The organism is Colwellia sp. PAMC 20917 (genome assembly GCF_001767295.1).
GTDB lineage: Bacteria > Pseudomonadota > Gammaproteobacteria > Enterobacterales > Alteromonadaceae > Colwellia_A.
Map to the genome: position 1 here is coordinate 1,747,082 of NZ_CP014944.1, position 25,368 is coordinate 1,772,449.

Genomic DNA, 25,368 nt, shown 5'->3' on the forward strand with positions numbered 1-25,368 from the left:
ATTAAAGCGGTAATCTCATTGCAACCCGCATGACTGAACTTCGTGAACGTTTATTTTCTTCAACTTCACTTTCACTGGGTTTTAGTCTTCGACCAACAAGTTCTAATTTTTTACCTTTATTCAATTCTGCTTCACTGATCGGTAAACCACGAGGCACTTTTTTGCCTTGCGAGTGTTTTTTCATAAACTGTTTAACAAGACGGTCTTCTAATGAATGAAAGCTAATAACCACTAAACGACCATTTTCAGCAAGTACCGATAATGATGCCGCAAGTACTTTTTCAATTTGCTCTAACTCACTATTAATATAAATACGGATCGCTTGAAAACTTCGTGTCGCCGGGTGCTTTTTAATTTCTCGTTGCGGTGCTGTCGTTTGAATGATTTTGGCTAATTGACTAGTACGGGTATAAGGGGTTTCTTCACGTGTATCAACAATGGCGTTAGCAATTCGCCAAGCGTGTTTTTCTTCGCCGAAAGTACGTAGTACCCAAGTAATATCTTCAACATCAGCCACAGCAATCCATTCTGCTGCGGTTTGTCCACGCGAAGTATCCATACGCATGTCTAATGGGCCATCATTCATAAAGCTAAAGCCACGTTCGGCTTCATCAAGCTGCGGCGAAGACACGCCAAGGTCAAGGAGAATACCGTCAACTTTACCAAGTAATTGATGCTTTTCAGCAATGTTTTGTAAGTCGGCAAAGCCTTCGTGCTCAATAGTGAATCGAGCATCGTCAGCAAATTTTTCTGCCGCTTTAATTGCCGTAAGATCTCGGTCAATGGCAATAAGTCGACCATTTTCAGAGAGTTGAGAAAGTATAAGGGCTGAGTGCCCGCCTCGACCAAACGTACAGTCGATATAGGTACCATCGGGGTTGATTGCGAGTCCGGTCACTGCTTCGTCAAGCAATACCGAGATATGTGAATTATCTAATTTCATTTTGGGTAACACCATGTTACTGAATACCAAGTGATCAATTCGGTATCGGGTTATTAACTATTTTTAGTCTTATTTTTGCTATTTACAGTGATAAGTCTAACAAGCGGTCAGTCAGTTCAATTTCACCCGACTGAATTTGGCTAATGCCTTTTTGCATTTGCGCTTGCCAGGCATTTTCACTCCAAATTTCAAATTTCTTTAATTGTCCTACCAGCATCACACCTTTTTCTAAATTGGCATGTAAACGCAACGGACCATTAATCAATAAGCGACCACTCTTATCGATTTCACAATCAGAAGCATTACCTAAAAGTACTTGCTGTAACAATCGTTCTTGTGGGTTCATACTCGATAAACTACACAATTTTAATTCTATTTCTTCCCATTCAGGAAGCGGGTAAAGTAGTAGGCAGGGATGTTGAATATCAACGGTACAAACCATTTTTCCTTGGCAATCGGCAAATAGCTCTTCGCGGTACTTGGTCGGTACCGTGATTCTATTTTTACTGTCGAGCGTAATTGCGCTTGTGCCTCTAAACATAATCCTGCTTTATTATTTTAGTAATCCTTTAAGATCCACTAATTCCCACTTATTCCCACATTGATACAGTTTAGTGAGAAAAGTGAAGTCATGTCAAGCAAAGATTGGTATAAATGATCTGGCCGAACGCCAATAAAATTAAGGCTTTGAGCAAAGTTGATGAATTTGTGGGGTTTTGTGGATCCTTGCCCCAGAATATGTAATACAATTAATTTTTTAGCTGATTTCGAAGAAAAGATGAGCGGTTAGCGACTACTTACTTGATACCGATGAGTCCTATTATTAACAACCAAAAAGCAAAAAATAATTTCAACTTAGTTGCTGAGAGCTACGTCACTAAGGTCTTAGCAAAAATACCGCCAAGCAAGGCACCTGGGCCTGCAAATAGTACCACTTGCCAGTAAATTTCAAATTGAATCAAGGTATGCTGCAAGATGGCTGACCAAACAGTAAAAGCTGAAAAAATCATGGCTGTAGCCACGGCCATACTAATGTCAAAACGTCGAAGAATTAAATAAATGGCCCATACTCACGAATGTCTTCGATAGCTATAGGAGACATTACTAGCATGCCAAACCAAATCGAAATGAATAATAAAATAAACTTAGGGTTATTTAAGCGAAAAAACTCACTGAACATTAATGCTTACTTTGCTGAGCCTGTTTATCGGTAAGAAATGTTATAGCTGCTGCCGATAAATTTTTATTAGAAATGTAACTCCGCCCCTTAGCGTGTCTTATTAACCAACCTAGTTGAGTGTTTTGTATTAATTGCACGTCTGACCACAATAACGTCAAGCTAGCATAAAATGATTTACTCACAATGCCTTGTTCATCAATCGTTAAATCAACATTACCTTTGGCGGCTTTACTGAGCATTTGTCGCATCACCCACCACGGTTTTTGATAATAGGTACTCACGGCTTCAAGAATACCTAAAGCAAAAACAAACCAAGCGACATAGGGATTCATTTCAGTAAACAGTACTAACAACATCCCGGCAACGGATAAGACAATTGATTTTTTATAGGCACTTATTGAAGTATCGATGACAACAGATTCGCTAAAACATTCTTGAAAATGGGCTTTGTCTAGTTCGTAGGTTGTTGAGTAGGTAAAAGGCTGTGGCATAAAGATAAAAAACTCAGATAAAATAATAATGTTATTTTACCTGAGTTTTTAATAAATGATGAAGAAAATAGTGATTAAAAGTTATGGTTACTTATTTCTCATCATTGTCTGTTGGGATCACAGCGTCTTCAATGTTAATTTCTTCAGCGATCATACCCACTTCGACACGATCAACACGTTGTAGACCTCGTGGTAACTTATTGCCACGGCGACCACGCTCACCACGATAGTGTTCAACATCGCTGGCTTTTAAGGTTAACTTACGTTTACCCGCGTGCAATGTTACCGAACTCTCTGCTGAAATAACGTTTAGTATCGAAACAAATTCCTCACGGCTTTTCGCTCTTGCTGCAGAAATATTAATAATTTTGTTACCTTTACCTTTACTCAGTATTGGTAAGTCTTTAACTGGAAATACCAGCATTCGACCTTCAGACGTAATGGCAAGCACTAACATATTATCAATATTAGCAATAGGCAATGGTGTATTCACTTTGGCATTTGCTGGCACGCTTAATAATGCTTTACCATTCTTATTGCGGCTGATCATGTCAGAAAATTTACCAACAAAACCATAGCCGGCATCACTGCTTAGTAAATATTTACTTTCATCACTTGCCATTAAGCTCGTGACAAAGGTTTCTCCTGTCGATAGGCTAAAACGGCCACTTAACGGCTCACCTTGGCTTCTTGCTGTTGGCAATGTATGAGCGTCGGTGGTGTAAGCACGCCCCGTTGAGTCAATAAAGACCACAGGATTATTACTGCGCCCTTTTGAAGAACATAAGTAGCTGTCGCCTGATTTATAACTTAGCGCTTCGGGTTCAATATCATGGCCTTTGGCACAACGCGCCCAACCCTTGTGAGAAACGACAACGGTAACGGCTTCACTGGGGACTAAATCTTTTTCAGATAATGCTTTTGCTTCACTGCGCTCAATAAGAACAGAACGACGGTCATCACCATATTTTTCAGCTGCTTCTTGAATTTCTTTTTTCATTAGCGTATTCATTCGCGCTGTTGAATTTAATATTTTTTCAAGATATTCACGTTCTATATTAAGCTCTGCTTGCTCTGCTCTTATTTTAATTTCTTCAAGTTTAGCAAGTTGGCGAAGCTTAATTTCTAAAATTGATTCTGCTTGACGTTCTGATAAATCAAAACGAGAAATCAGTTCTTCTTTGGGTTTATCAAAATTTCGAATAATTTCGATAACTTCATCAATATTTAAATAGGCGATCAATAAACCGTCTAATAAATGTAAACGAGCTAATACTTTATCGAGACGATACTGCAAACGACGGCGCACAGTTTCGCGACGATATACCAGCCATTCTGATAAAATAACCCGCAAGTCTTTTACTGCAGGTTTATTATTCAAGCCAATCATGTTGAGATTAACACGATAACTTTTTTCTAAATCGGTACTGGCAAACAAGTGATTCATTAATTGTTCTATATCAACTCGATTAGAACGAGGGATCACCACTAAACGGGTTGGATTCTCATGATCAGACTCGTCACGCAAATCAACCACCATAGGTAGTTTTTTCGCATTCATTTGCCCAGCAATTTGTTCAAGTATTTTGCCGCCAGAAGCTTGATGAGGTAAAGCTGTAATAACAATATCACCCTGCACAATCTCAAAAATGGCGCGCATTTTAATACTGCCTTTACCGGTTCGATATATTTTTTCAATATCGGCTTTAGGTGTAATTATTTCAGCATCGGTGGGGTAATCAGGACCTTTGACATACTCAAGTAAATCACTAATTTCCGCTTTAGGTTGTTCAATTAAATGTACACATGCATTAGCCACTTCACGAACGTTATGAGGCGGAATATCGGTAGCCATACCAACCGCGATGCCGGTAATACCATTTAAGAGTATATGAGGTAAACGAGCAGGCAAGGTTTTAGGTTCATTCATGGTACCGTCAAAGTTTGGTGTCCAATCAACGGTGCCTTGACCTAATTCGGCGAGTAATATTTCGCTAAAACGTGATAAACGTGATTCGGTATAACGCATAGCAGCGAAAGATTTCGGATCGTCTGGCGCGCCCCAGTTTCCTTGTCCATCAACCAGCGGATATCGATATGAAAATGGCTGAGCCATTAATACCATAGCTTCATAGCAAGCAGAGTCGCCATGTGGGTGAAATTTACCCAGCACATCACCAACAGTACGGGCTGATTTTTTATATTTTGCGTTGGCAGACAAACCTAATTCAGACATCGCATAGACAATACGTCTTTGAACTGGCTTCAAGCCATCACCAATATGTGGTAAAGCTCGATCCATGATCACGTACATCGAATAGTTTAAATAAGACTCTTCGGTAAATTGTCGAAGTGGTCGCTGTTCAATACCTTCGAGGCTAAAATTAAGCGCGTCTGACATGAATTAATTCCTGAATTGTCAACCTGTTAGGGAGTAGCCCTACCCGTGACTTTGGTTATTGTTTTTAGATTACATTTAGCTAGACTCTAGCTTATATGATTATATAGCTGTTGCCAATCAAGATGCGCCTTTGAGAGTACATTTTGAATGACAATGGGGAGACAAGGCAGGAAAACAATTCTTTATCAAAATCTGTAAATTAGTCGTTATTATTTTGGCATTCATCATTAAACTGACAGACGCGGTTGCGTCCGCTAGCTTTAGCATAATACATCGCTATATCAGCTGCATTAAGCAAGTCATCAAAATTTGACTCTACTTGCTCTAAACAAGCGACGCCAATACATACCGATAGTTGTTCGTTAATATTAAATTCAGACCAGTCTTTGCTCGCCACTTTCTCACGTAAGCGTTCGGCTATTGCCTTAGCTTCAGCACAGCCTACCCCAGGTAATATACCGGCAAACTCTTCACCACCTAATCGGGCAAAAAGATCGCGAGAGCGCATAGTTTCACTGCCTAGTTCGGCAATTATTTTAATCACTTCATCACCAATATCATGACCGTAAGTATCATTTATATTTTTGAAGTGATCTATATCTAATAGGATGACACTTAAACTCTGTTTTTCATTGACCGCTACAGCGACTGCTTCAGCGCCATTTTCAAACAAAGTACGTCGGTTATATAAGTTAGTTAGACTATCTACTTTTGCTAAATATTTTAATTTTTTTCTGACTTTTATTTGTCTCAATAGAAGTACAAAGAAAACAATAACAGTGACGACTAGTATTAAAATATTACGTTGTTGAGCAAATTTTTTATTCTCTGCAGCAATAATTTTTAAACGTTTAATTTTATTTTGATTGGCGAGTAATTCATTTTGCTTAATTTTTTCATCGGTTGCATAGGTTTTATTAAGATCTTTAATTTTATCAGCTCGGGTTCCATCAAAGTATTGGTAACCATTTCTTATATATTTTTTCTTATAATCGAACGCTTGCTTAAAGTCACCCAAAGCAGAAAATGAGCGAGCAAAAATTAGATTTACTTCGGAGAATTCTGGCAAGTAAAGCTGCTTTTCAGGGATTTCATCTCGTAAGTTTAATGTTTTCTCAAGCCAAGCAATAGCCTGTTTATCCTGTTGTGCATGGTGCTCGATTAAAGCGTGTATCAAAAATATTAAATACTGTTCTGCGGCGTTAAAAGTTGAGTTAATTTCTTCTAGTTGTAATAAAACACCGGTAACTTGCACAGCATTTTTTTGATCGTTTTGTTGAACCAGTGATAACAAAGACAAAATACGAGCATTAATGGGTAACGGCTCTTTATTGTTCAAAATATTTTCAGGCTCAGCAGACCCCTCGACACTTTTATTTTCTTCTGCGGCTAACGCTTCATCAACTGAATAAGCTTGCGCTACTGAAGGAAATGCTACATTTGCCAAGTAGAAGCTCAATAAGACACACAGTGATATATAAGAAAAAGAGCTATGCCTCATTAAAAACACACCTTATTTCTGCCTAAATTTTTTGCTTGATACATATTAATATCCGCGTCTTTTATCAGTTGAGCAAAACTTGTAGTACTTCCTTTTTGGTAAGAAGATATACCAATACTGACCGTAACCCCATTGAGTTTTTTATATGACCAAACTTTATTTTGAATACTCAAGCGTAATCTCTCAGCCAAATCATGAGCATTTTCGGGTGAAGTGTTCGCTAATAAAGCAATAAATTCTTCACCACCGAAACGGCCAAAACAATCACTTTGACGCATAATATGGTTAGCCAAGTCAGCAATATCTTTGAGTATTTTGTCACCGGTATTATGACCAAAGCTATCATTTATCGCCTTAAAATTATCAACATCGAGCATTAATATACTAAAAGATGCCTGTTCTTCTTCTGCTCGAGCAAACATTTTCTCACCCAACTCGATTAAACGTCGGCGGTTAGCCACACCCGTTAAATCATCAACTTGGCTAATTCGAACAAAATGTTTTTGACTTTGTAACATTTTAAGCAAAAACCAAGCGAGTATGACGAGCACTGTACCGACAAAAACAATCAACAAATGTAAATTTTCTTCGTAGTAGGTCACATCGTTAAGTTGTATTATTTGTACAGACTTTTCCTGTTCAAGTATTTTGTTTTTTAAGTCTGCTTGTTTGCTTTCAAAACTTAATCGTAACTCTTCAATTTGTTCCATGTTTATGTTTTCTTGATCTTTAAATAAACGCGTTAAAAATTGAGATTGTTTATCATAAGCTTGCTGATATCTTTGTGTTTTATAATAAATTTCAGACTGCAAATACATCAAGTGATAATTTGAAAAAGTATTTTTTGTTTGACTATTTTTTGCTAATATTTTTTCAGCGACCGCTAAGTTTTCAAGTGCCTCATCATATCGTTCCATGGCTTCAAGTACGTATGCCTTATTAACGTTAAAAAATAATAAGGCATTATGTTGCTGTACATCTTTTAAGTATTGTTCAGCAAGGGTAATATATTGATAAGCAACATCTAAATCAGGATCTTTCTTCTTAGCGTACGATATAGACAAACGAGTATAAGCACCACCTATGACTTCATTGTTACTAAACTTATTAGCACTAGCTATGACTTCTTCAAATAGCTCTATAGCCTGTTCATATCGGTTTTGATCCATGTAGTTCACTGCAATATTATGTAAACTATTTAGCGCATAGAGTGCCATACCCGCTTTTTTATAATGTTCGTAAGACGCTTGGTAAAATTTTATCGATTTTTTAGGGTTATACATATAAGAGTATAAAATACCCAACTCGCTGTTAACGGAACCTTTAAGTTCTTCGTTATCTAAAGTATTGGCAATAACCAGCGCATTATTGAGCATAGTCAACGACTTTTCATATTGTTCAGTTAGGTAATAAATAGCACCTAAATTGATAAAGCCATCGGCAATAAATTTTTTAGCATCTAAGGATTCGGCAACTTCTAAGCCATTCAAATAATTCTCAACTGCGCCACTAGCATCACCTAAACTTTCTAAAGAAAAGCCACGTAAGTATGAAAGTTGTGAAATCAATATAGTAGGACTAGTTAAATGTTGTGCTATTTTTAACCCTTGCGATGCGGCGCTAAACGCCGATTTATATTGAGAGGCTTCAATATAAACTTCTGACAGTACTTGGTAATACTTTACCTGGTTCCCAACGGTTAACGCATTGATATTGGTTTGATAAGAATCTAGCAACGCAAGTGCATCGGTAACATTGGTATTTTGTAATTTTTCAACGCGTTCAACAAAAAAGATAAAGTCACGATTGGTTGTGCCATCATCTGCAAATGTTTGCGTAGTTATCAATAAAGCGCTTAACAGAGACCAAAAAACCAAGGTAACTTGCTTGTAACGTTTTTTTAACAAATTCAACCTCTTATTTATAGTTTTAGCCATAGTTTAATCAACTTCTGTTGCAGTATAAAACGATTTAAAGCGAATGATAAACCGTTATTTCTAATTAATTATTTTTCATCCACATACAAAGAAAATAAAACTAGAACAACAACAACTTTTAAGATAAATTAACAACGCTTTTTGCGTTATAATGTCCTTGTAGCTCAGTTGGATAGAGCAAGCGCCTCCTAAGCGCTAGGTCGGACGTTCGAATCGTCTCAGGGACACCAAAATCACTATTATGAACGATCTGCTGCACTCGCACACATTAATAAAAATGAAATAAGACGCGCTTATAATCACGCTGAATATTTAGAAAGCAGACCTGTAATCATGGCTTGGCGGTCTGAGCATATAGAACCACTAGCCAACTACCAAAGTATAACCAAGTTAACCGCTTTTCAATAGTTAGTAATTACAAACCTGTTAAAAAACACCCTGTATATATTGATTGTTATTAACCGCTATCCATAGGTTTATTACGCCTATATTTTTAGTGTTTTACGAACAAATCTATATAATTAAAGGTATTATTCGGTAAGTAATAACTAACATTGAGTTAGGTAATTAATAATATCCTTTAGCGTTATCTTAATTAGTAAGCTATCTAATGGCATATATAACCAAAGACAAAGCAATTATTAGACGTCAACTAACTTGTCCGGTTGGCGTCAATTAACTTGGCCGGTATTTGAATTTAGTTGCATAGCTTGTTTTTTTCGGTAACTTTCTCCTTTTATTTGATAGATATCACTGTGGTGAACAAGTCTGTCGATAGCAGCAACAGTCATCATGTTGTCACCAAATATACTATCCCACTCACTGAATGCTTGATTCGATGTGATCAACAAACTGCCTCGTTCATAACGATGTGCAATCAGTTCAAACAACACCTGACTTTCACTATCAGTCTTTTTCACATAGCCGATATCATCTAATATCAACAGCTCATATTTATCGAGTTTTCTTAGGGCATCAGTTAAGCCCAACGTTTCTTTTGCACGTTGGAGTTCTTGAACAATAGCTGTACTAGTGCTGAATTTAACGCGCACTGCTTTTTCAAGTAATGAGTAACCAATAGCACACGCTAAGTGAGTTTTCCCTAAACCACTAGCACCAAACAATAAGATATTATGGCCTTGTCTAAGCCAGTCAATCTGATTAACTTTTTGTTTCATTTGCAGTGACGTAATACCTTCTATTTCGTCAAATTTATATTGATGTAGTTGTTTACCTACGGGTAATTTACTCTCTTTAAGTAACCGTTTTAATCGACTTTCATGACGATGATTAGCTTCAAGTTCACATAGCTCGGCAAGGAATAATTCAGGCTCCCACTCCTGTGAAACAGCCTTTTGGGCAAGGACTTCCCATTCTTTGGCTATCGCACTTAAGCGCAGCTCTTTCAGTAATATTGGTAAGCTTAGAATATTAGCCATGTAACCCTCCAAGCAATATATCGTAATCACTTATTTGATGTTGATGACTGACAATGTTTGGTATGACGAGCGTGCTAGGGGCAAACAATTTACGGCACATATCAATAGATATAAACTTACCTTGCTCGTGGTTTTTCAAGACATAACGACCAAGGGCATGCTCGCAATTATAGTTATGAGCGAGTAACAATAATTCAACCATATAACGACAGTCTTTATCGCTAACATGCTCTGCTGTTAACTGCTGCCACAACAAACTGAAGTCACCTTCTGGGATCAAATCTTCTCGTAACTGCGAGTATTTGAACGCATTGGGCTTTTTCGCAAGTGAGTGGATCACATGTTTATAATCTACTGCTCGTGATCTTAAGTGTCCTTGAGCATAGACTCTAGACAGGGATAACGTTTTTTCATGACCAAGAAATAAATCCAGCCGAGTATCATAAATGTGTACAAGTAATCGATGACTAATTAATCTAGAAGGTACGGTATACGTCACACGTTTAACACTGATGGTGCTGCTAGAGGTAACTTTAACGTATTGTTCGCAGAAGTCGTTGGTACGACGTTTAGGCAAATCATTTAAGTGCTTGCGCTCTTCATCAAATCGAGTTTTGCATTGGCGATTAATTTTGGCGACAATTACATCAAGAAACGATTGGTACTCGGTAATTGTCGCGAAATCACGACTGCCACGTAGTCGTAATTGCTGATCTACTTTTCGTTTTAAATGGCTATGTGCCACTTCAATCGCACCATTTTCATGAGCTACACCTTTATTGTTACGCGTCGCAACAACGCTATAGTGAGCACATAGCTTTTGATAGCGTTCAGTTAACGCTTCCTGTTCATAATGATTATTGAATGCAGCACTTAAGCTATCGGTTCGGTGTGTCTGTGGTACACCACCACTGCGCCAAAATGCATTTTGTAAACCTGTAGAGAGTGATTCGAAACTTTCACCACCAAAGACAAGTTGAGCATACGTCCAGCCACTGAACACTAACTTGTAATGAAAAAGCTTATGAGAAAATGCTTGGCCTGCAATAGATATTTCAAGTTTGTTCATCCAAGTGTAATCAGATATCCCCATAAACCCTGGCATGTACTTTTGACGAAAGATAACTTCTTGCTCTGGCCCTTCAGTTGCCAACCACTTTTTGACTCGACGTTGTAACGTACGTAAATGATTGTGACCAAATTTACCTGGCATGAGTGTATCGAGCTGATCTAATAAAGTTATGGGTTGAAGTTCAGGATCTGCTTTGAGCAATGGCACTAGATGCTCTTCAAACGCACCATTAAATGGATCTTTGCGTGTTCGATAAACCCTAGGGAGATGTGTGGTTGAATGCTGGCCGGATTCGATACGCCGAGCTGTACGCTCTGACATACCAGATTGGGCAGCGGCTGCTGTTTGTTTATGATCCTTACGATAAGACATATATAAATTAACCTGTTGCTTGGTTATGGGTTTTCCAGACATATCTTTCTCTATTGAATTTGATATATCTAAAGTGTACCAAAACCGGTCAACCTAATTGTCGCGACCCGGCCAAGCTAATTGTCGCCTAATAAGCAATAACAGTAAACGGTCAAACTTGGTGGGTAAACTCGAAATGAAGTGGGTTAATTTCGCACTCTATTAAAGCAATGATTAACCAGATTGATCCCATGCTAAGTCACCACAGCAAAATACATATAATACGATTTGATCTAAGAGTTTATGAATACACAGAAAATAACGAGAAAATAACGGCATTTAATCGCAAATTACATAAATGGCTCAAACGTAAGTACAACTTAAAGCGTGTCGGCTTCATATGGTGTAGAGAAATAGAAACAGCCAAGAAGCAACATTATCACTATGCGCTAATGATAGACGGTCACAAAGTTAATTTCCCCTATGAAATAACAAGCAAAGTGAAAGAGCTATGGCGGCAATTAGACGGCTCTGAATACTTTCCTGATAACTGTTATTACAATGTTAAAAGAGATGATTACGAGTCGATACAGGACGCTATCTGGCGCATATCCTACTTGGCTAATGCTAGGGGAAAAGGATACAAGCCTGAGCAAACAAAGAACTATGGAACGAGTAGAATATACCGGCCTTAAAAAGGGATTTTTCAGGCTCTCTGAACAGTTTGATATAAATCACCTCTTAGGTTATTAAATAAACTCTCCCTTTCACAATAAATGCTTATAAATTAAACGTTTGAGTGTCTGGTAACTTTACACATTTATCCCTCCATATTTTTAACTCGCTTCATCCTCTTGTTTTTAATAACCTTTATTTTACGGTATGTTTTTTGCTACGCGTTAATGATTAAGGATGAAAAACATTTATAATTTATTAATAAATATAATAAAAATCTTTTTTCGGTAGATTATGACTTGGTTCACAATCTTCTGGTTTTTCCTAACAATTAAGCGTTATGGATAGCCTGATTGATGTGGATAACTGAGTTTATATCAAATTTTTCTAACAAAAAAATATAAGTAAATAATTTTAAATTTATTAAACAAGGAATAAAGGAATGAAGTTTAATTCGATTGTGTATGCTGCGTGTATCTTAATGGTTTCACTTAGTGCGAAGGCAGATTTAATAGAAGCAGATGACTATATAACGTTTAACTGGGAAGCTGTATGTGGAGATTGTAACTCTGTAAAAGGTGTGTTCAATGAAGATCTGAGCGTTGGTGTTTCTGGAAATATTATATTAAGTGGTTATACCTTGGGTGATACATTTGATCAAAGCAATGTTGTATCATTTCAATATAATGGCCCATCTGACCATATAGATAATTTGGTTGTACATAATGCTAATTTTGATTTAAATGATCAATGGGTAGACTTAAGTGACGCGAATGAAGCTGGTACTTATTCACCAGTATCTAGAATTGATGGGTATACACACTTCGCAGAAAATATGATCGCTACTGGTTGGGTATCAGAAGACCTTACAAAATATACTCTAGATTTTACATTTGATACTTTTGTTCCTTTAGATGAATCTGGTGAGTTTATCCCGTTTACTAAATTAGGTGATTACTCTTCCTTCGAATACCGCATCATTAAAGAAACTTTCAATATCAGCTATATACTTGATGGCAGTTGGGCAATTCAGGTTGGCTTAACCGTTGATGATTTGGGTAATGGCGCTAACATTGCTTCAGCATCCAACTTGCCAACTACTAGTGTTCCTGAACCAAGTACTTTGGTTTTATTTGGGATTTCTATTTTAGGGTTTCTGCGTTTACGTACTAAAAAGTCATAACCTATATTGAGCATATCTAAAATAGCACTTACGAGTGCTATTTTTCTTTTATAGATAGTATTCAAAAATTCTCTCGTATTTTTATTGAAGATAAATCACCTTTGAATAATCAACAACCTAAGAAAAGTAGTAGATTAGACCTGTTTTTCGTATAAGATAAAAATGACATACTGTAATAAAATTATTACAGCTAGGTTTATGAAATGACAACAAATAACCAAACACTTACCAATAGCTATATGGCTGGCGATATTAGGCATTTAATCAACCAAGCCATTCAAAACGAATTAACCAACTTACCCGTAACACTCGCAGAAATTAAAGACCCTACACAAAGGTTAAACTTTTTAACAAAGCTTATGCCGTTTGTATGTGCGCCTATTAAGCAAGTGGGTGTTATGACTGCCCGAAGAGAAACTGGTGAAGATAATATAATTTAGCTTTAACTTTTCGGAGTAATTAACAATGCCTAAAGGTCATCATTACGATAGAACACAAACAAGGGCTTACACTAGCGAGTATCACCGCATACAAGCTAATGTATTTAAATCGCTACTGACAAAGCCATTAGGCAACTATTCAATCAATTCTAATGACCTGAGTAGCGAACATCAAAAATTCAAATTAATAAATTTAGAATGTGGTGTTCGTTTGATGACATTCTCCATAAACGATAAACCCCATAAAATAGCCCTGATAGTAGATAATCGTAGCGCCAGCAATAAACTATACATTACTTGTCCCTACTGCCAAAAGCAGCGACAAAGCCTTTACGCGATCAAATACGCTTATGCTTGTCGGCAATGTATCGGATTACATTATGCCTGCCAAAGTGAGCGACCGAACGAGCGGCTAATGAGGCGCATTAGAAAGCTTAGAAAAGAGCTATGGGGTTACGACTGGCCTGAAGTTAATAATATGTTTGAACCAATCGCTTATTGGCCTAAACCTAAATGGATGCGCTGGAAAACTTTTAATCTAAAACGAGATAAGATTACCGAGTTAGAAAAGAAATATTGGCCTATGGTAGATGTTCAAATGAAGGCTATGTTTGGTCATAATTTCATGCCTGACTGTTAAAATTTGTTAAGGTTTTCCTAGGTCATAAATAGAATCATTTAAAGTGACCTTTGATTATGGTAACACTCTAAGTAACACTAGAGACAATACAAAAACACAAACAATATACTTAACAAAAAGTTAAGCCTTGAAAACGACGTCTATCAGGGACACCAAAATCACTAAACTAAGTATGAATCAAAAAACAGACAACTAGCCTAAAAATCATACTCTTTACCGCTAGGTAACCCGCTTATAGCAGCCCTCACACTTATCATTACTATAATAAAGACACAATCAAAGAAAAGCATAGAAAGTAGGGAATACTCTGTATTGATCTACCATCACATAATCTAATTAATAGATAACATCATAGTATTGCGCCCCACTCTGAATAGTCCATGTCTAATAAGTAGTTTTATTGCTAAGTATCAGCTATTAACCTAAAAGCGCTATTTTATTATTAGCTAGCCCCTCGATAAATTTATCCGTAGATCAGCCTACTAGTAATTCAAAAAACAGACTACAATTGTTGCTTCATCAAATACATTTCACTATGAGTCCCCAAATGGAAAAACACAGATTAAGTTTTGTTCAAATAAACCTTTTAAATGAAAAAATTGCCGAAGTAATTTTTGATAAAGGCGTTTATATCTCAATTGAAATGATGGAAGAAATTGAAACTTTTTTTTGTACTTTTTTTAAAACTGATTTTGGTGTTATCGTCAATAAAATTTATCCTTACACCTATTCACTTGAGGCACAGTTAACCATGGGTTCTCTAATTCATATGAAATCAATAGCCTCCATCAACTATTCTAAAGAAGGTGTTGCTAACACTGAAGATATTATCAATAAACGTAGTAATGATAAGTTAAACGTTAAGCAGTTTAATGGTTTAGAGCTCGGTCGCCAGCAAGCACTTAAATGGCTACAGAAAGAACTAGCTTGATCGCTGGTTGATGCGGAACATATACACTCCTTGCCACCTCGGTAACTGCTCCTGCCTTACTCTACTTCCTGCATAAATGCGGTCACAGCACCGTGCTATTGCCTCCATGGATAAGGGGCTATGATTTGTAGGGAACAAAATGACGTGCAGGATGCACTAATGCAGCGTAGACATAAAAAAGCCTCGTAAACGAGGCCTTTAAAATTCATATAATCTATTACCAACGACTACTCACTGGTAGATTTTTCTATTGTAACTTCCTTGTCATCTACGATTGAGATATTACTCAATGCCGCTGAAACAGCCAATACGATTACCGCAAAAATCACTGTTGTCAGCTTAAATCCTCGTGAAGATGACCTGTTCATAAATGTTCCTGTGTCAGGTTTTATAGTTGTTATTTTGACATCTGTACAAAACTCAACCAATCTATACGATTAACATTGGTAATTCAACCATTTAAAATTAATAAAACAGATAAATTATAAACAATCGACCGGTGACGTAATGTTATATTAATGGTCTTTTTAGCCATTTGGTCTAACTAATACCAAAAAAAACACTTATTTGCATAATATCGTTTGCAGTTTAGTGGTGGTCTAGGTGAAAATGGTGTCACTTTCACCCCTCATATACTTAGTTCATTTTAAGTATAAATATAATAAAGATTTGGAGTCAATATGCCGTCTCGTCAAGAACTGGCCAATGCAATTAGAGCTTTAAGTATGGATGCCGTACAGAAAGCGAAATCCGGACACCCTGGAGCCCCAATGGGCATGGCAGATATTGCCGAAGTATTATGGCGCGATTTTCTAAAACATAATCCAACAGATCCAAATTGGACCGACCGCGATCGTTTCGTTTTGTCGAACGGTCATGGCTCAATGCTTATATATTCTTTATTACATTTAACCGGATATGAATTACCGATTGAAGAATTAAAGAATTTCCGTCAATTACATTCTAAAACACCAGGTCACCCAGAGTACGGTTACACCCCAGGTGTAGAAACGACGACAGGACCATTAGGTGCTGGTATTTCTAATGCCGTTGGTATGGCCATTGCTGAAAGAACACTTGCTGCACAATTTAACCGTCCAGGTCACGACATCGTTGATCACTTTACTTATTGTTTCTTAGGTGATGGTTGTTTGATGGAAGGTATTTCTCACGAAGTATGTTCATTAGCCGGCACTTTAGGATTAGGTAAATTAGTCGCTTTTTGGGATGACAACGGTATTTCAATTGATGGTAAAGTTGAAGGTTGGTTTACAGATGACACACCTGCTCGTTTTGAAGCTTATGGCTGGCACGTAATAAGCGTTGACGGTCACGATTCAGCGGCTATATCGGCGGCAATTACTGCAGCTAAAGCAGTAACAGATAAACCATCAATGATTTGTTGTAAAACAATTATTGGTTTTGGTTCACCGAATAAAGAAGGCACACATGATTGTCATGGCGCACCATTAGGTGATGATGAGATTGCAGCGACACGTAAAGCGTTAAACTGGCCACATGCCCCTTTTGAAATTCCAAGCGATGTTTATGCTGAATGGGATCAAAAAGAAAAAGGCCAATCGAGCCAAGTTTCTTGGAATGACCAATTCTCAGCATACCAACAAGCTCACCCAGCACTTGCCGCAGAATACGAACGTCGTGTAATTAAAGGTGATTTACCAAGCGACTTCGAAGAAAAAGCCAATGCCTTAGTACAAGCTTGCCAAGATAAAGGCGAAAATATTGCTTCGCGTAAAGCGTCACAAAATACTATTGAAGCTTTTGGCGCTATATTACCTGAGTTATTGGGTGGTTCTGCTGATTTAGCGGGTTCTAACTTAACATTATGGTCAGGTTCTAAAGGTATTGAAAAAGATGCTGGCGGTAACTACATTTATTACGGCGTACGTGAATTTGGTATGAGCGGCATTATGAATGGTGTTTCATTGCACGGTGGCTTCATTAATTACGGTGCAACGTTCATGATGTTTATGGAGTACGCGCGTAACGCAGTTCGTATGTCGGCTTTAATGGGTATTCAAAATATATTTGTTTACACTCACGATTCTATTGGTCAAGGTGAAGATGGTCCAACACATCAGCCAATCGAACAGTTAACGAATTTACGTACTACTCCGAATATGGATACTTGGCGCCCATGTGATGCAACAGAATCTGTTGTTGCTTGGAAATCAGCGATTGAACGTAAAAATGGCCCTACGTCATTAATATTTTCTCGCCAAGGTTTACCCGCAGTAGCGCGTAACAGTTCACAAGTAACAAACATCGCCAAAGGCGCTTATGTATTGCAAGACTGTGAGGGAACTGCTGACATTATACTCATTGCAACGGGTTCTGAAGTATCATTAGCCCTTGATTCTGCAAAGCAATTAACCGCTGATGGTAAAAAAGTACGCGTAGTTTCTATGCCGTCAACCAATACTTTTGATGTGCAATCAAGCGAATACAAAGAATCAGTATTGCCTTCATCCGTGATAAAACGTGTCGCTATTGAAGCTGCCCACACTGATTTTTGGTACAAGTATGTTGGTTTTTCTGGCGCTGTTGTCGGTATGACAACTTTTGGTGAATCTGCACCCGGTAACGTGTTACTTGAGCATTTTGGTTTCACCGTGGCAAATGTTGTTAAGACTGTAAACCAGCTTTAGTCATTAACTAAAGCCTATAAGTTAAAGCCTTCAAACGAAATGTATACTCGTTTGAAGGACTTTGATTTTTATAAACACCCTAAATTAATACCATTAACCTATGCCAATAAACTTATGTCTGTAAACATTGCTATTAATGGCTTTGGCCGAATTGGTCGAAGTGTTGCTCGTGCCCTCTATGAGAATGCTGATAACCAATATTTAAAGCTTGTCGCAATTAATGAGCTTGCCGAGCCGAAAGGTATTGCGCATTTATTAAAATATGACACTACCCATGGTCGTTTCCCCTTTGCAGTTGAGTTAGCTGACAATCAGTTAGTTATCGCCGGCGATGTCATACAACTTAGCCATGAAAAGTCCCTCGAAGACATGCCATGGAAAAAACATAACATAGATATCGTTCTTGATTGCACCGGTAAATTTGCCAATCAACGCGATGGAAATATTCACTTGAGCCAAGGAGCCAGTAAAGTACTTTACTCTTATCCTGGTGAACAAGACGTTGATGCCACCATTATTTATGGTATTAATCATCAGCAACTCAGTGAAAAAGATAAAATAGTCTCGAACGGCTCATGCACCACGAATTGCGTTGTGCCTGTCATAAAAGTCATTGATGAAGCTTTTGGCGTTGAAAGTGGCAGTATTACCACTATTCATTCTTCTATGCATGATCAACAAGTTATCGACGCTTACCATCCAGATCTTCGCCTTAGTAGAGCAGCAAGCCAATCTATCATCCCAGTTGACACCAAATTAGCAGCAGGTATCGAAAGAATACTGCCTAAATTTGCTGGACGCTTCGAAGCGATTGCCGTGCGAGTACCAACGATTAATGTTACCGCGATGGATTTAAGCCTAACCTTGTCGACAGATGTAGATATTAACGCGATTAACCAAGCCATTATTCGTGCACAAAATAATGGACTACAAGGAATTTTAGGCTATACAGAAGAACCATTGGTTTCTGTAGATTTTAATCATGACCCACATTCTTGTATTGTTGACGGCAACCAAACACGTGTTAGCCACAAGCGTTTAGTGAAAATGCTGGTCTGGTGTGATAACGAGTGGGGCTTTGCAAATCGTATGATAGATACAGCAAAAGCCATGGCGAAAGATATTCAGCTTAAAAAATAATAACAGTAAAAAACACCCATAACTTTAAAATTTATCGAATAGGAAACAGCAAATGTCAGTAATTAAAATGACCGACTTGGCGCTAGCCAATCAAAGAGTTTTGATCCGAGAAGATCTCAATGTACCTCTTAAAGACGGAAAAATAACCTCTGATGCTCGATTAAGAGCGGCTTTACCTACCCTTAAACTTGCTTTAGAAGCGGGCGCAAAAGTGATGATAATGTCTCACCTTGGTCGTCCAACTGAAGGTGAGTACAACGAAGAGTTTTCATTAAAACCTGTCGCTGACTATTTAGCTGCCGCGTTAAATGTCCCCGTGCATTTAGCAAAAAATTACTTAGATGGCGTTGATGCAAAAGTAGGTGAATTAGTTGTGTTTGAAAACATTCGTTTTAATGTCGGCGAAAAAAATAATGATGATATTTTATCAAAAAAATTAGCTGCATTATGTGATGTTTTTGTCATGGATGCCTTTGGTACCGCGCACCGAGCGCAAGCTAGTACACATGGCGTAGCAAAGTTTGCACCTATCGCTTGTGCGGGTCCACTATTGTCTGGTGAATTAGCCGCACTTGGTAAAGCACTAGACAATCCTGCACGCCCATTAGTGGCGATTGTTGGTGGTTCTAAAGTTTCTACAAAATTAACCGTGTTAGAGTCGTTAGCGAAAATTGTTGACCAATTAGTGGTTGGCGGCGGCATTGCAAATACTTTTATAGCAGCAAGCGGGCATAATGTGGGTAAATCATTATACGAAGCCGATTTACTTGATGAAGCTAACCGTTTAACGAACCAGGCAAGAGCAAATGATGGCGATATTCCGGTGCCAACTGATGTTATTACTGGTACAGAGTTTTCAGAAACGGCTGTCGCAACGTTAAAGTCAGTTAACGATGTTAGCGATGAAGATATGATTTTTGATATCGGACCAGATTCAGCGCAAGCACTCGTTGAAATTATTAAAAATGCTGGCACTATTGTTTGGAATGGACCTGTTGGCGTTTTTGAATTTGACCAATTCGGTAGTGGTACAGAAACTATTGCAAAAGCAATTGCCGAAAGCTCAGCCTTTTCAATTGCTGGTGGTGGCGATACCTTAGCCGCTGTTGATAAATATGATATAGCCGATAAAATTTCTTATATTTCAACCGGTGGTGGTGCTTTCTTAGAGTTTTTAGAAGGGAAAGTGTTACCCGCTGTCGCTATCTTAGAAGAACGCGCTAAAACGTAAAACACGTTAATTAAATCATCTACATCAAACCGCTCTTTATTTTATAAAAGGCGGTTTTTTTTAGCTTTCTTTATTATTTCTAAAAAACTTCATAAAAACCATCAACCGCCCTTTCATTACATTTCACTCTTTAGTTGTAAACTTACGAAACAAAAGCACAAATATTCGCTATAAATCGTGTTTAGTGAGCTTATTGATAGTAATTATAGAACATTATTTAAAACCGTTATAAATAAACAGATAAAAACCATTAAGGGCATTATTTTTTCTTTTGCCATGTCAATTTCTTATCTGATATACTTACGTTACGAAAGCTTAAATTTCACAATGAAACTTGTTTTTTTTGAGATTGGGCAAATAATATATGACATCTTAAACACTTAGGAGTAATTCAATGGCTTTAATTTCTATGCGCCAAATGTTAGATCACGCTGCAGAATACGGATACGGTATTCCCGCTTTTAACGTTAACAACTTAGAGCAAGTTAGAGCAATAATGATCGCTGCAGACAAAACCAATAGCCCGGTTATTTTACAAGGCTCTGCAGGTGCTCGTAAGTATGCTGGCGCTCCTTTTCTTCGTCATTTAATTCTTGCAGCAATTGAAGAATTCCCTCATATCCCTGTGGTAATGCATCAAGATCACGGTACTTCGCCGAGTGTTTGTCAGCGTTCAATTCAAATGGGGTTTTCATCAGTTATGATGGATGGTTCTTTAATGTCTGATGGTAAAACGCCTTCAAGCTATGAATACAACGTTGATGTAACACGCAGAACCGTTGAAATGGCACATGCTTGTGGTGTTTCTGTTGAAGGTGAATTAGGTTGTCTTGGTTCATTAGAGACAGGTGAAGCAGGTGAAGAAGACGGTATTGGTGCAGTAGGGATATTAACAAAAGAACAAATGTTAACTGACCCAGAAGAAGCCGCTGACTTTGTTAAGAAAACTCAAGTTGATGCTTTAGCGATTGCTTGTGGTACTTCGCATGGTGCTTACAAATTTACGCGTCCACCAACAGGTGATATCTTAGCGATTGACCGTATTAAAGCGATACATAACCGTATCCCAAATACCCATTTAGTTATGCACGGTTCATCATCAGTGCCACAAGAGTGGCTTGCTATCATCAATGAATATGGTGGTAATATTCCTGAAACTTACGGCGTGCCGGTAGAGCAAATTCAAGAAGGCATTAAAAATGGTGTTCGTAAAATTAATATAGATACTGATTTACGTTTAGCATCAACGGGGGCAACGCGTCGCTTCTTAGCACACAACCCAAGCGAATTTGACCCACGTAAATTTTTAGCTGAAACCACTAAAGCCATGACTGAAATTTGTATTGCTCGATATGATTCATTTGGCGCATCAGGTAATGCAGATAAAATTAAACCTATTTCATTAGATACAATGTTTGATTTATATGATGCTGGCAAACTGAACGCTATTATAAAATAATATCTAACCATAATTAAAAAACAGGAGCTTCGGCTCCTTTTATTATCTTAGCAAGATAAGTTCGTATTCTGACCTAAACACCTCATAAATTTATTTTTAGAATATCAGTCCCTCGACCTTTAATCTTATTATCCACACCCTTTGTAATAAATTCCTTGTTTGTAAATCCGCTATTTTGCCGCTTAAGGGGTTTTCAGTAAAATAAAACCCTGTATAATTCGAATTTTAAAATTAATAACATTAAAAGGTATACTAATATTATGGATATAATCCTTGATTGGTTCGCACAAAATGAAGCTAAATTACTGCAATACCTCATAGATTTTGGCATTGCGATTGCTATTATTATTGTTGGTAAGTGGGTGGCAAAACTTGTTCGTAAAGGCATAGATAAAATGCTTTCACTGAAAAACATAGACAAAGCCGTGATTAGTTTTGTAGGTAGTATTGTTTATGGCATTGTGTTCTTTGTCGCTATTATTGCCGCGATATCTCATCTAGGATTCAACACAGCTTCTTTAGTCGCTATTGTCGGTGCCGCTGGTCTAGCTGTAGGCCTAGCCTTACAAGGTTCTTTATCTAACTTTGCCTCAGGAGTACTGCTTATCATCTTAAAACCATTTAAAAGTGGTGACTTTATTGATGTAGCGGGTGTTGCTGGTATCGTTGAAGAAATTAATATTTTTTCTTCTAAGTTAAGAACTGGTGATAATAAAACCGTGATCATTCCAAACGGAAAAATTACTTCTAGTACCATTACCAATTTTTCAACCAAAGCAGAGCGTCGCTTAGATTTAGTTATTGGCGTGAGCTATAGCTCAGATCTTGCAAAAACTAAAGCATTACTCACAAAATTGACCAGTGAGCACGAGTTAGTATTAAAAGAAAAAGAAACAGTTATTGGTGTGCAAGAGTTAGCCGAAAGCTCAGTAAACTTTGTGGTTCGTCCTTGGGTAAAATCAGACGATTACTGGATACTTCATCGTGACTTACTAGAAAAAATTAAAATTGCCTTAGATGATGCGGGTATCGAAATACCTTTTCCACAACTTTCTGTACATGTTAATCAAGAGACCAAAAATGAACAATAAATTAGCACTAATTGCCATATGTAGCGGCTTATCACTTCATGCTTTTGCCGAAGAAGCAGTTGCTCCAAAAGATCCATTAAGTATGTCTGCTGAATTAGGCGCACTATTTAAAACGGGTGACAATAAAAGTACCGATATCAAAGCAGGCTTCGATTTAGATCATGAATTAGGTTTATGGCGAAGTACTGTTCGCTTTGACTTGCTTGCAAGTAAAGCTGAGATTGAAGATGAAGAGGGTGTTCAACAGTCTCAAACAACAGATCAGCAATGGAAAATAGTAGGGCAAACTAACTATACCATTGGCGCTAAAAAAACTAATTACGTCTACGCTAATGTATCTCACGACGATAATCGTTTTGGCGGATTTGAGACTCAAAGCTCAATCTCTGCTGGTTGGGGTCGTCGTTGGTTTGAAAGTAAAACAGGCACATTTGATGCTGATATTGGACCCGGTTATAAAAAAGACGTTGTACGTTTAGAAGATGAAAATGGTAATGAGTATACTGAAAACAAGTCTGCTTTCATTATACAAGCACAAGCTTTGTATACGCGTAATTTAAACGAACATGTTAAATTTAAGCAGCGATTTGTTGCTAAGTATGCGACTAAAAGTGGTGAAAACAGTAATTATCAAGCAGAAAGCTCAATAACTACTAAGCTTATTTCAACGTTACAATTAAAAGTTAGTTTTAAGATTGATTATAATACTGATGTTGAAGAAGGCAAAGAAAACACCAATACTCAAACGGCGTTAACGCTCGTTTATAGCTTCTAGTTGACCTAAACTAAGATGCTTTATTTAGCCTTCAACTCTTTTGAAGGCTAAATATATTTCCTTTTCATCCCGACTCTCTCCACACAGATCTCATCACCTACTTTATTTTTACTTGCTAGAACAATAAGTAAAAAAAAGCCCTAACATTTAAATGCTAAGGCCATTATTATTTATAAATATTAAAAGTGCTGTTTATTCCCACTCAATCGTCGCGGGTGGTTTACCTGAAATATCATAAACGACACGTGAAATACCATCAATTTCATTAATAATCCGATTAGAGACTAAACCTAAGAAATCATAAGGCAAATGTGACCAACGTGCTGTCATAAAGTCGATGGTTTCAACACAACGTAATGATACGACCCAATCATATTTACGGGCATCGCCCATAACCCCTACTGATTTAACCGGTAAGAATACGGTAAACGCTTGGCTTACTTTGGTGTATAAATCATGCTTGTGTAATTCTTCAATGAAAATCGCATCAGCACGACGTAATAAATCAGCATATTCTTTTTTAACTTCACCTAAAATACGTACACCCAACCCAGGACCAGGAAACGGATGACGGTAAAGCATATCGTACGGTAAGCCAAGCTCTAAACCTATTTTACGTACTTCATCTTTAAATAACTCACGTAATGGTTCAACTAAGCCTAGTTTCATGTAATCAGGTAAGCCGCCAACATTATGATGTGATTTAATAACATGCGCTTTACCGGTCGCTGAGGCGGCCGATTCAATGACGTCAGGGTAAATAGTGCCCTGTGCTAACCATTTTGCATTATCTAACTTATTCGACTCTTCTTCGAAAACATCAATAAAAACATTACCAATAATTTTACGTTTTGCTTCTGGCTCACTTTCACCCGCTAAGCGGTCTAAAAATCTATCTTCAGCTTCAATTTTGATAATGTTTAAACCAAAGTGATCGCCAAACATATCCATGACTTGCTGGCCTTCATCTAAACGAAGTAAACCATTATCAACAAATACACAGGTCAATTTATCGCCAATCGCTCGATGTAATAACATAGCAACTACTGATGAATCAACACCGCCTGAAAGACCTAAGATAACTTCGTCATCGCCGACTTGAGCTTTCATTTTTGCAATAGCATCATCAATGATTGATGATGAAGTCCATAGTTTTTCACACTGGCAAATTTCAACAACAAAGTTTTCTAAAATACGTAAACCTTGTTTAGTGTGGGTCACTTCAGGATGAAACTGCACACCATAGAATTGCTTTTCTTCGTTCGCCATTGCTGCATAAGCACAACTTGCTGTTTGTGCAACCGTAACAAATCCTGTTGGTATAGCTGACACTTTGTCGCCGTGGCTCATCCAAACGTCAAGTAAAGCATTACCGTTAGCACCAATACTGTCTTCAACATTGTTGAATAACGCAGATTTAGCAATAAGTTCAACTGCAGCATAACCAAACTCTTTGTGCGTTGAACTTTCAACACCACCACCAAGTTGTTCAGCCATTGTTTGCATGCCGTAGCAAATACCTAGAACAGGAACGCCAGCGTTATAAACATATTCTGGTGCACGAGGTGAATTTTCTGCAGTGACCGACTCAGGGCCGCCAGCTAGAATGATACCTGTCGGGTTAAAACCTTTGATTTGCTCTTCGGTTACATCCCAAGACCAAAGTTCACAATAAACGCCTATTTCACGTACGCGACGAGCAATTAGCTGAGTATATTGTGAACCAAAATCTAAAATTAGTATTCGGTGATCATGAATGTCTTTACTCATGTTGTTTTCCTACTTTAACGCTCGTTATGTCTAAACTTTATACTGCGTT

General features: G+C 37.7%; 22 protein-coding genes and 1 tRNA gene. 12 read left to right on the forward strand and 11 right to left on the reverse strand.

Annotation, left to right across the window (positions count from 1 at the left end; genetic code table 11):
• Position 1: 1 nt before the first annotated feature.
• From rsmH to A3Q34_RS07425, 7 genes are all read right to left on the reverse strand, one after another.
• Positions 2 to 943: a 16S rRNA (cytosine(1402)-N(4))-methyltransferase RsmH gene (gene rsmH / locus A3Q34_RS07400; protein WP_070377051.1), complete on the reverse strand. Its 942-nt coding sequence runs from the start codon at positions 941 to 943 to the stop codon at positions 2 to 4.
• An 82-nt stretch (positions 944 to 1,025) separates the two neighbouring features.
• Positions 1,026 to 1,484, reverse strand: a complete 459-nt coding sequence (gene mraZ / locus A3Q34_RS07405) for a division/cell wall cluster transcriptional repressor MraZ (RefSeq protein ID WP_070374782.1) — start codon at positions 1,482 to 1,484, stop codon at positions 1,026 to 1,028.
• Between the two features lie 328 nt (positions 1,485 to 1,812).
• The gene (locus tag A3Q34_RS20875) at positions 1,813 to 1,953 is read right to left on the reverse strand and encodes a hypothetical protein (RefSeq protein WP_231907450.1); all 141 of its coding nucleotides are present in this window, start codon (positions 1,951 to 1,953) and stop codon (positions 1,813 to 1,815) included.
• A 169-nt stretch (positions 1,954 to 2,122) separates the two neighbouring features.
• Complete coding sequence (locus A3Q34_RS07410; protein WP_070374783.1) at positions 2,123 to 2,614, reverse strand: YcxB family protein; 492 nt, start codon at positions 2,612 to 2,614, stop codon at positions 2,123 to 2,125.
• A gap of 91 nt (positions 2,615 to 2,705) precedes the next feature.
• Positions 2,706 to 5,015 (reverse strand): DNA topoisomerase IV subunit A, encoded by a 2,310-nt coding sequence (parC, locus tag A3Q34_RS07415; protein WP_070374784.1) that lies wholly within the window; start codon positions 5,013 to 5,015, stop codon positions 2,706 to 2,708.
• 199 nt (positions 5,016 to 5,214) lie between these two features.
• Positions 5,215 to 6,462 carry a GGDEF domain-containing protein gene (locus A3Q34_RS07420; protein ID WP_197517668.1) on the reverse strand — a complete coding sequence of 416 codons (1,248 nt, stop codon included), beginning with the start codon at positions 6,460 to 6,462 and terminating at the stop codon, positions 5,215 to 5,217.
• 53 nt (positions 6,463 to 6,515) lie between these two features.
• Entirely contained in the window at positions 6,516 to 8,423 is a 1,908-nt protein-coding gene (locus A3Q34_RS07425; protein ID WP_070374786.1) for a diguanylate cyclase, read from the reverse strand.
• A 183-nt stretch (positions 8,424 to 8,606) separates the two neighbouring features.
• On the opposite strand from A3Q34_RS07425, the gene A3Q34_RS07430 reads away from it, so the two are divergent.
• Positions 8,607 to 8,683: transfer RNA gene (locus A3Q34_RS07430), tRNA-Arg, on the forward strand.
• A 441-nt stretch (positions 8,684 to 9,124) separates the two neighbouring features.
• Here A3Q34_RS07430 and istB read toward each other — a convergent pair.
• Positions 9,125 to 9,892: an IS21-like element helper ATPase IstB gene (gene istB / locus A3Q34_RS07435; RefSeq protein WP_070373500.1), complete on the reverse strand. Its 768-nt coding sequence runs from the start codon at positions 9,890 to 9,892 to the stop codon at positions 9,125 to 9,127.
• The gene (gene istA / locus A3Q34_RS07440) at positions 9,885 to 11,378 is read right to left on the reverse strand and encodes an IS21 family transposase (RefSeq protein ID WP_070373501.1); all 1,494 of its coding nucleotides are present in this window, start codon (positions 11,376 to 11,378) and stop codon (positions 9,885 to 9,887) included. The genes istB and istA overlap by 8 nt, the downstream gene beginning before the upstream one ends.
• A 188-nt stretch (positions 11,379 to 11,566) precedes the next feature.
• Here istA and A3Q34_RS07445 point away from each other — a divergent pair, with 188 nt between their 5' ends.
• The 5 genes from A3Q34_RS07445 (at position 11,567) to A3Q34_RS07465 (ending at position 15,184) form a co-directional block, all read left to right on the forward strand.
• Positions 11,567 to 12,010 (forward strand): YagK/YfjJ domain-containing protein, encoded by a 444-nt coding sequence (locus A3Q34_RS07445; RefSeq protein ID WP_231907451.1) that lies wholly within the window; start codon positions 11,567 to 11,569, stop codon positions 12,008 to 12,010.
• A gap of 422 nt (positions 12,011 to 12,432) precedes the next feature.
• Positions 12,433 to 13,173, forward strand: a complete 741-nt coding sequence (locus A3Q34_RS07450) for a PEP-CTERM sorting domain-containing protein (RefSeq protein WP_070374787.1) — start codon at positions 12,433 to 12,435, stop codon at positions 13,171 to 13,173.
• A gap of 203 nt (positions 13,174 to 13,376) precedes the next feature.
• The gene (locus A3Q34_RS07455) at positions 13,377 to 13,613 is read left to right on the forward strand and encodes a hypothetical protein (protein WP_070374788.1); all 237 of its coding nucleotides are present in this window, start codon (positions 13,377 to 13,379) and stop codon (positions 13,611 to 13,613) included.
• Between the two features lie 25 nt (positions 13,614 to 13,638).
• Positions 13,639 to 14,253: a hypothetical protein gene (locus A3Q34_RS07460; protein WP_070374789.1), complete on the forward strand. Its 615-nt coding sequence runs from the start codon at positions 13,639 to 13,641 to the stop codon at positions 14,251 to 14,253.
• Between the two features lie 547 nt (positions 14,254 to 14,800).
• Entirely contained in the window at positions 14,801 to 15,184 is a 384-nt protein-coding gene (locus A3Q34_RS07465; protein WP_070374790.1) for a hypothetical protein, read from the forward strand.
• Between the two features lie 227 nt (positions 15,185 to 15,411).
• Here A3Q34_RS07465 and A3Q34_RS20465 read toward each other — a convergent pair whose 3' ends face one another.
• Positions 15,412 to 15,552, reverse strand: coding sequence for a hypothetical protein (locus tag A3Q34_RS20465; RefSeq protein WP_157470883.1), 141 nt, complete (start codon positions 15,550 to 15,552; stop codon positions 15,412 to 15,414).
• A gap of 312 nt (positions 15,553 to 15,864) precedes the next feature.
• Between A3Q34_RS20465 and tkt the strand changes: the two genes are divergently transcribed.
• The 6 genes from tkt (at position 15,865) to A3Q34_RS07500 (ending at position 23,549) form a co-directional block, all read left to right on the forward strand.
• Entirely contained in the window at positions 15,865 to 17,853 is a 1,989-nt protein-coding gene (tkt, locus tag A3Q34_RS07475; RefSeq protein WP_070374792.1) for a transketolase, read from the forward strand.
• A gap of 114 nt (positions 17,854 to 17,967) precedes the next feature.
• Entirely contained in the window at positions 17,968 to 18,993 is a 1,026-nt protein-coding gene (epd, locus tag A3Q34_RS07480) for an erythrose-4-phosphate dehydrogenase (RefSeq protein WP_070377052.1), read from the forward strand.
• Between the two features lie 52 nt (positions 18,994 to 19,045).
• Positions 19,046 to 20,224, forward strand: coding sequence for a phosphoglycerate kinase (locus A3Q34_RS07485; protein WP_070374793.1), 1,179 nt, complete (start codon positions 19,046 to 19,048; stop codon positions 20,222 to 20,224).
• A gap of 394 nt (positions 20,225 to 20,618) precedes the next feature.
• A complete protein-coding gene (gene fba / locus A3Q34_RS07490) occupies positions 20,619 to 21,683 on the forward strand; it encodes a class II fructose-bisphosphate aldolase (protein ID WP_070374794.1) in 1,065 nt (354 codons plus the stop codon).
• Positions 21,684 to 21,943: 260 nt separating this feature from the next.
• Positions 21,944 to 22,774 carry a mechanosensitive ion channel family protein gene (locus A3Q34_RS07495; protein WP_070374795.1) on the forward strand — a complete coding sequence of 277 codons (831 nt, stop codon included), beginning with the start codon at positions 21,944 to 21,946 and terminating at the stop codon, positions 22,772 to 22,774.
• Positions 22,764 to 23,549 carry a DUF481 domain-containing protein gene (locus tag A3Q34_RS07500; RefSeq protein WP_070374796.1) on the forward strand — a complete coding sequence of 262 codons (786 nt, stop codon included), beginning with the start codon at positions 22,764 to 22,766 and terminating at the stop codon, positions 23,547 to 23,549. Before A3Q34_RS07495 ends, A3Q34_RS07500 begins: the two co-directional genes overlap by 11 nt.
• Before the next feature lie 192 nt (positions 23,550 to 23,741).
• Here the strand turns inward: A3Q34_RS07500 and guaA are convergent, their stop codons facing one another.
• Entirely contained in the window at positions 23,742 to 25,319 is a 1,578-nt protein-coding gene (gene guaA / locus A3Q34_RS07505; RefSeq protein ID WP_070374797.1) for a glutamine-hydrolyzing GMP synthase, read from the reverse strand.
• Between the last annotated feature and the right edge of the window lie 49 nt (positions 25,320 to 25,368).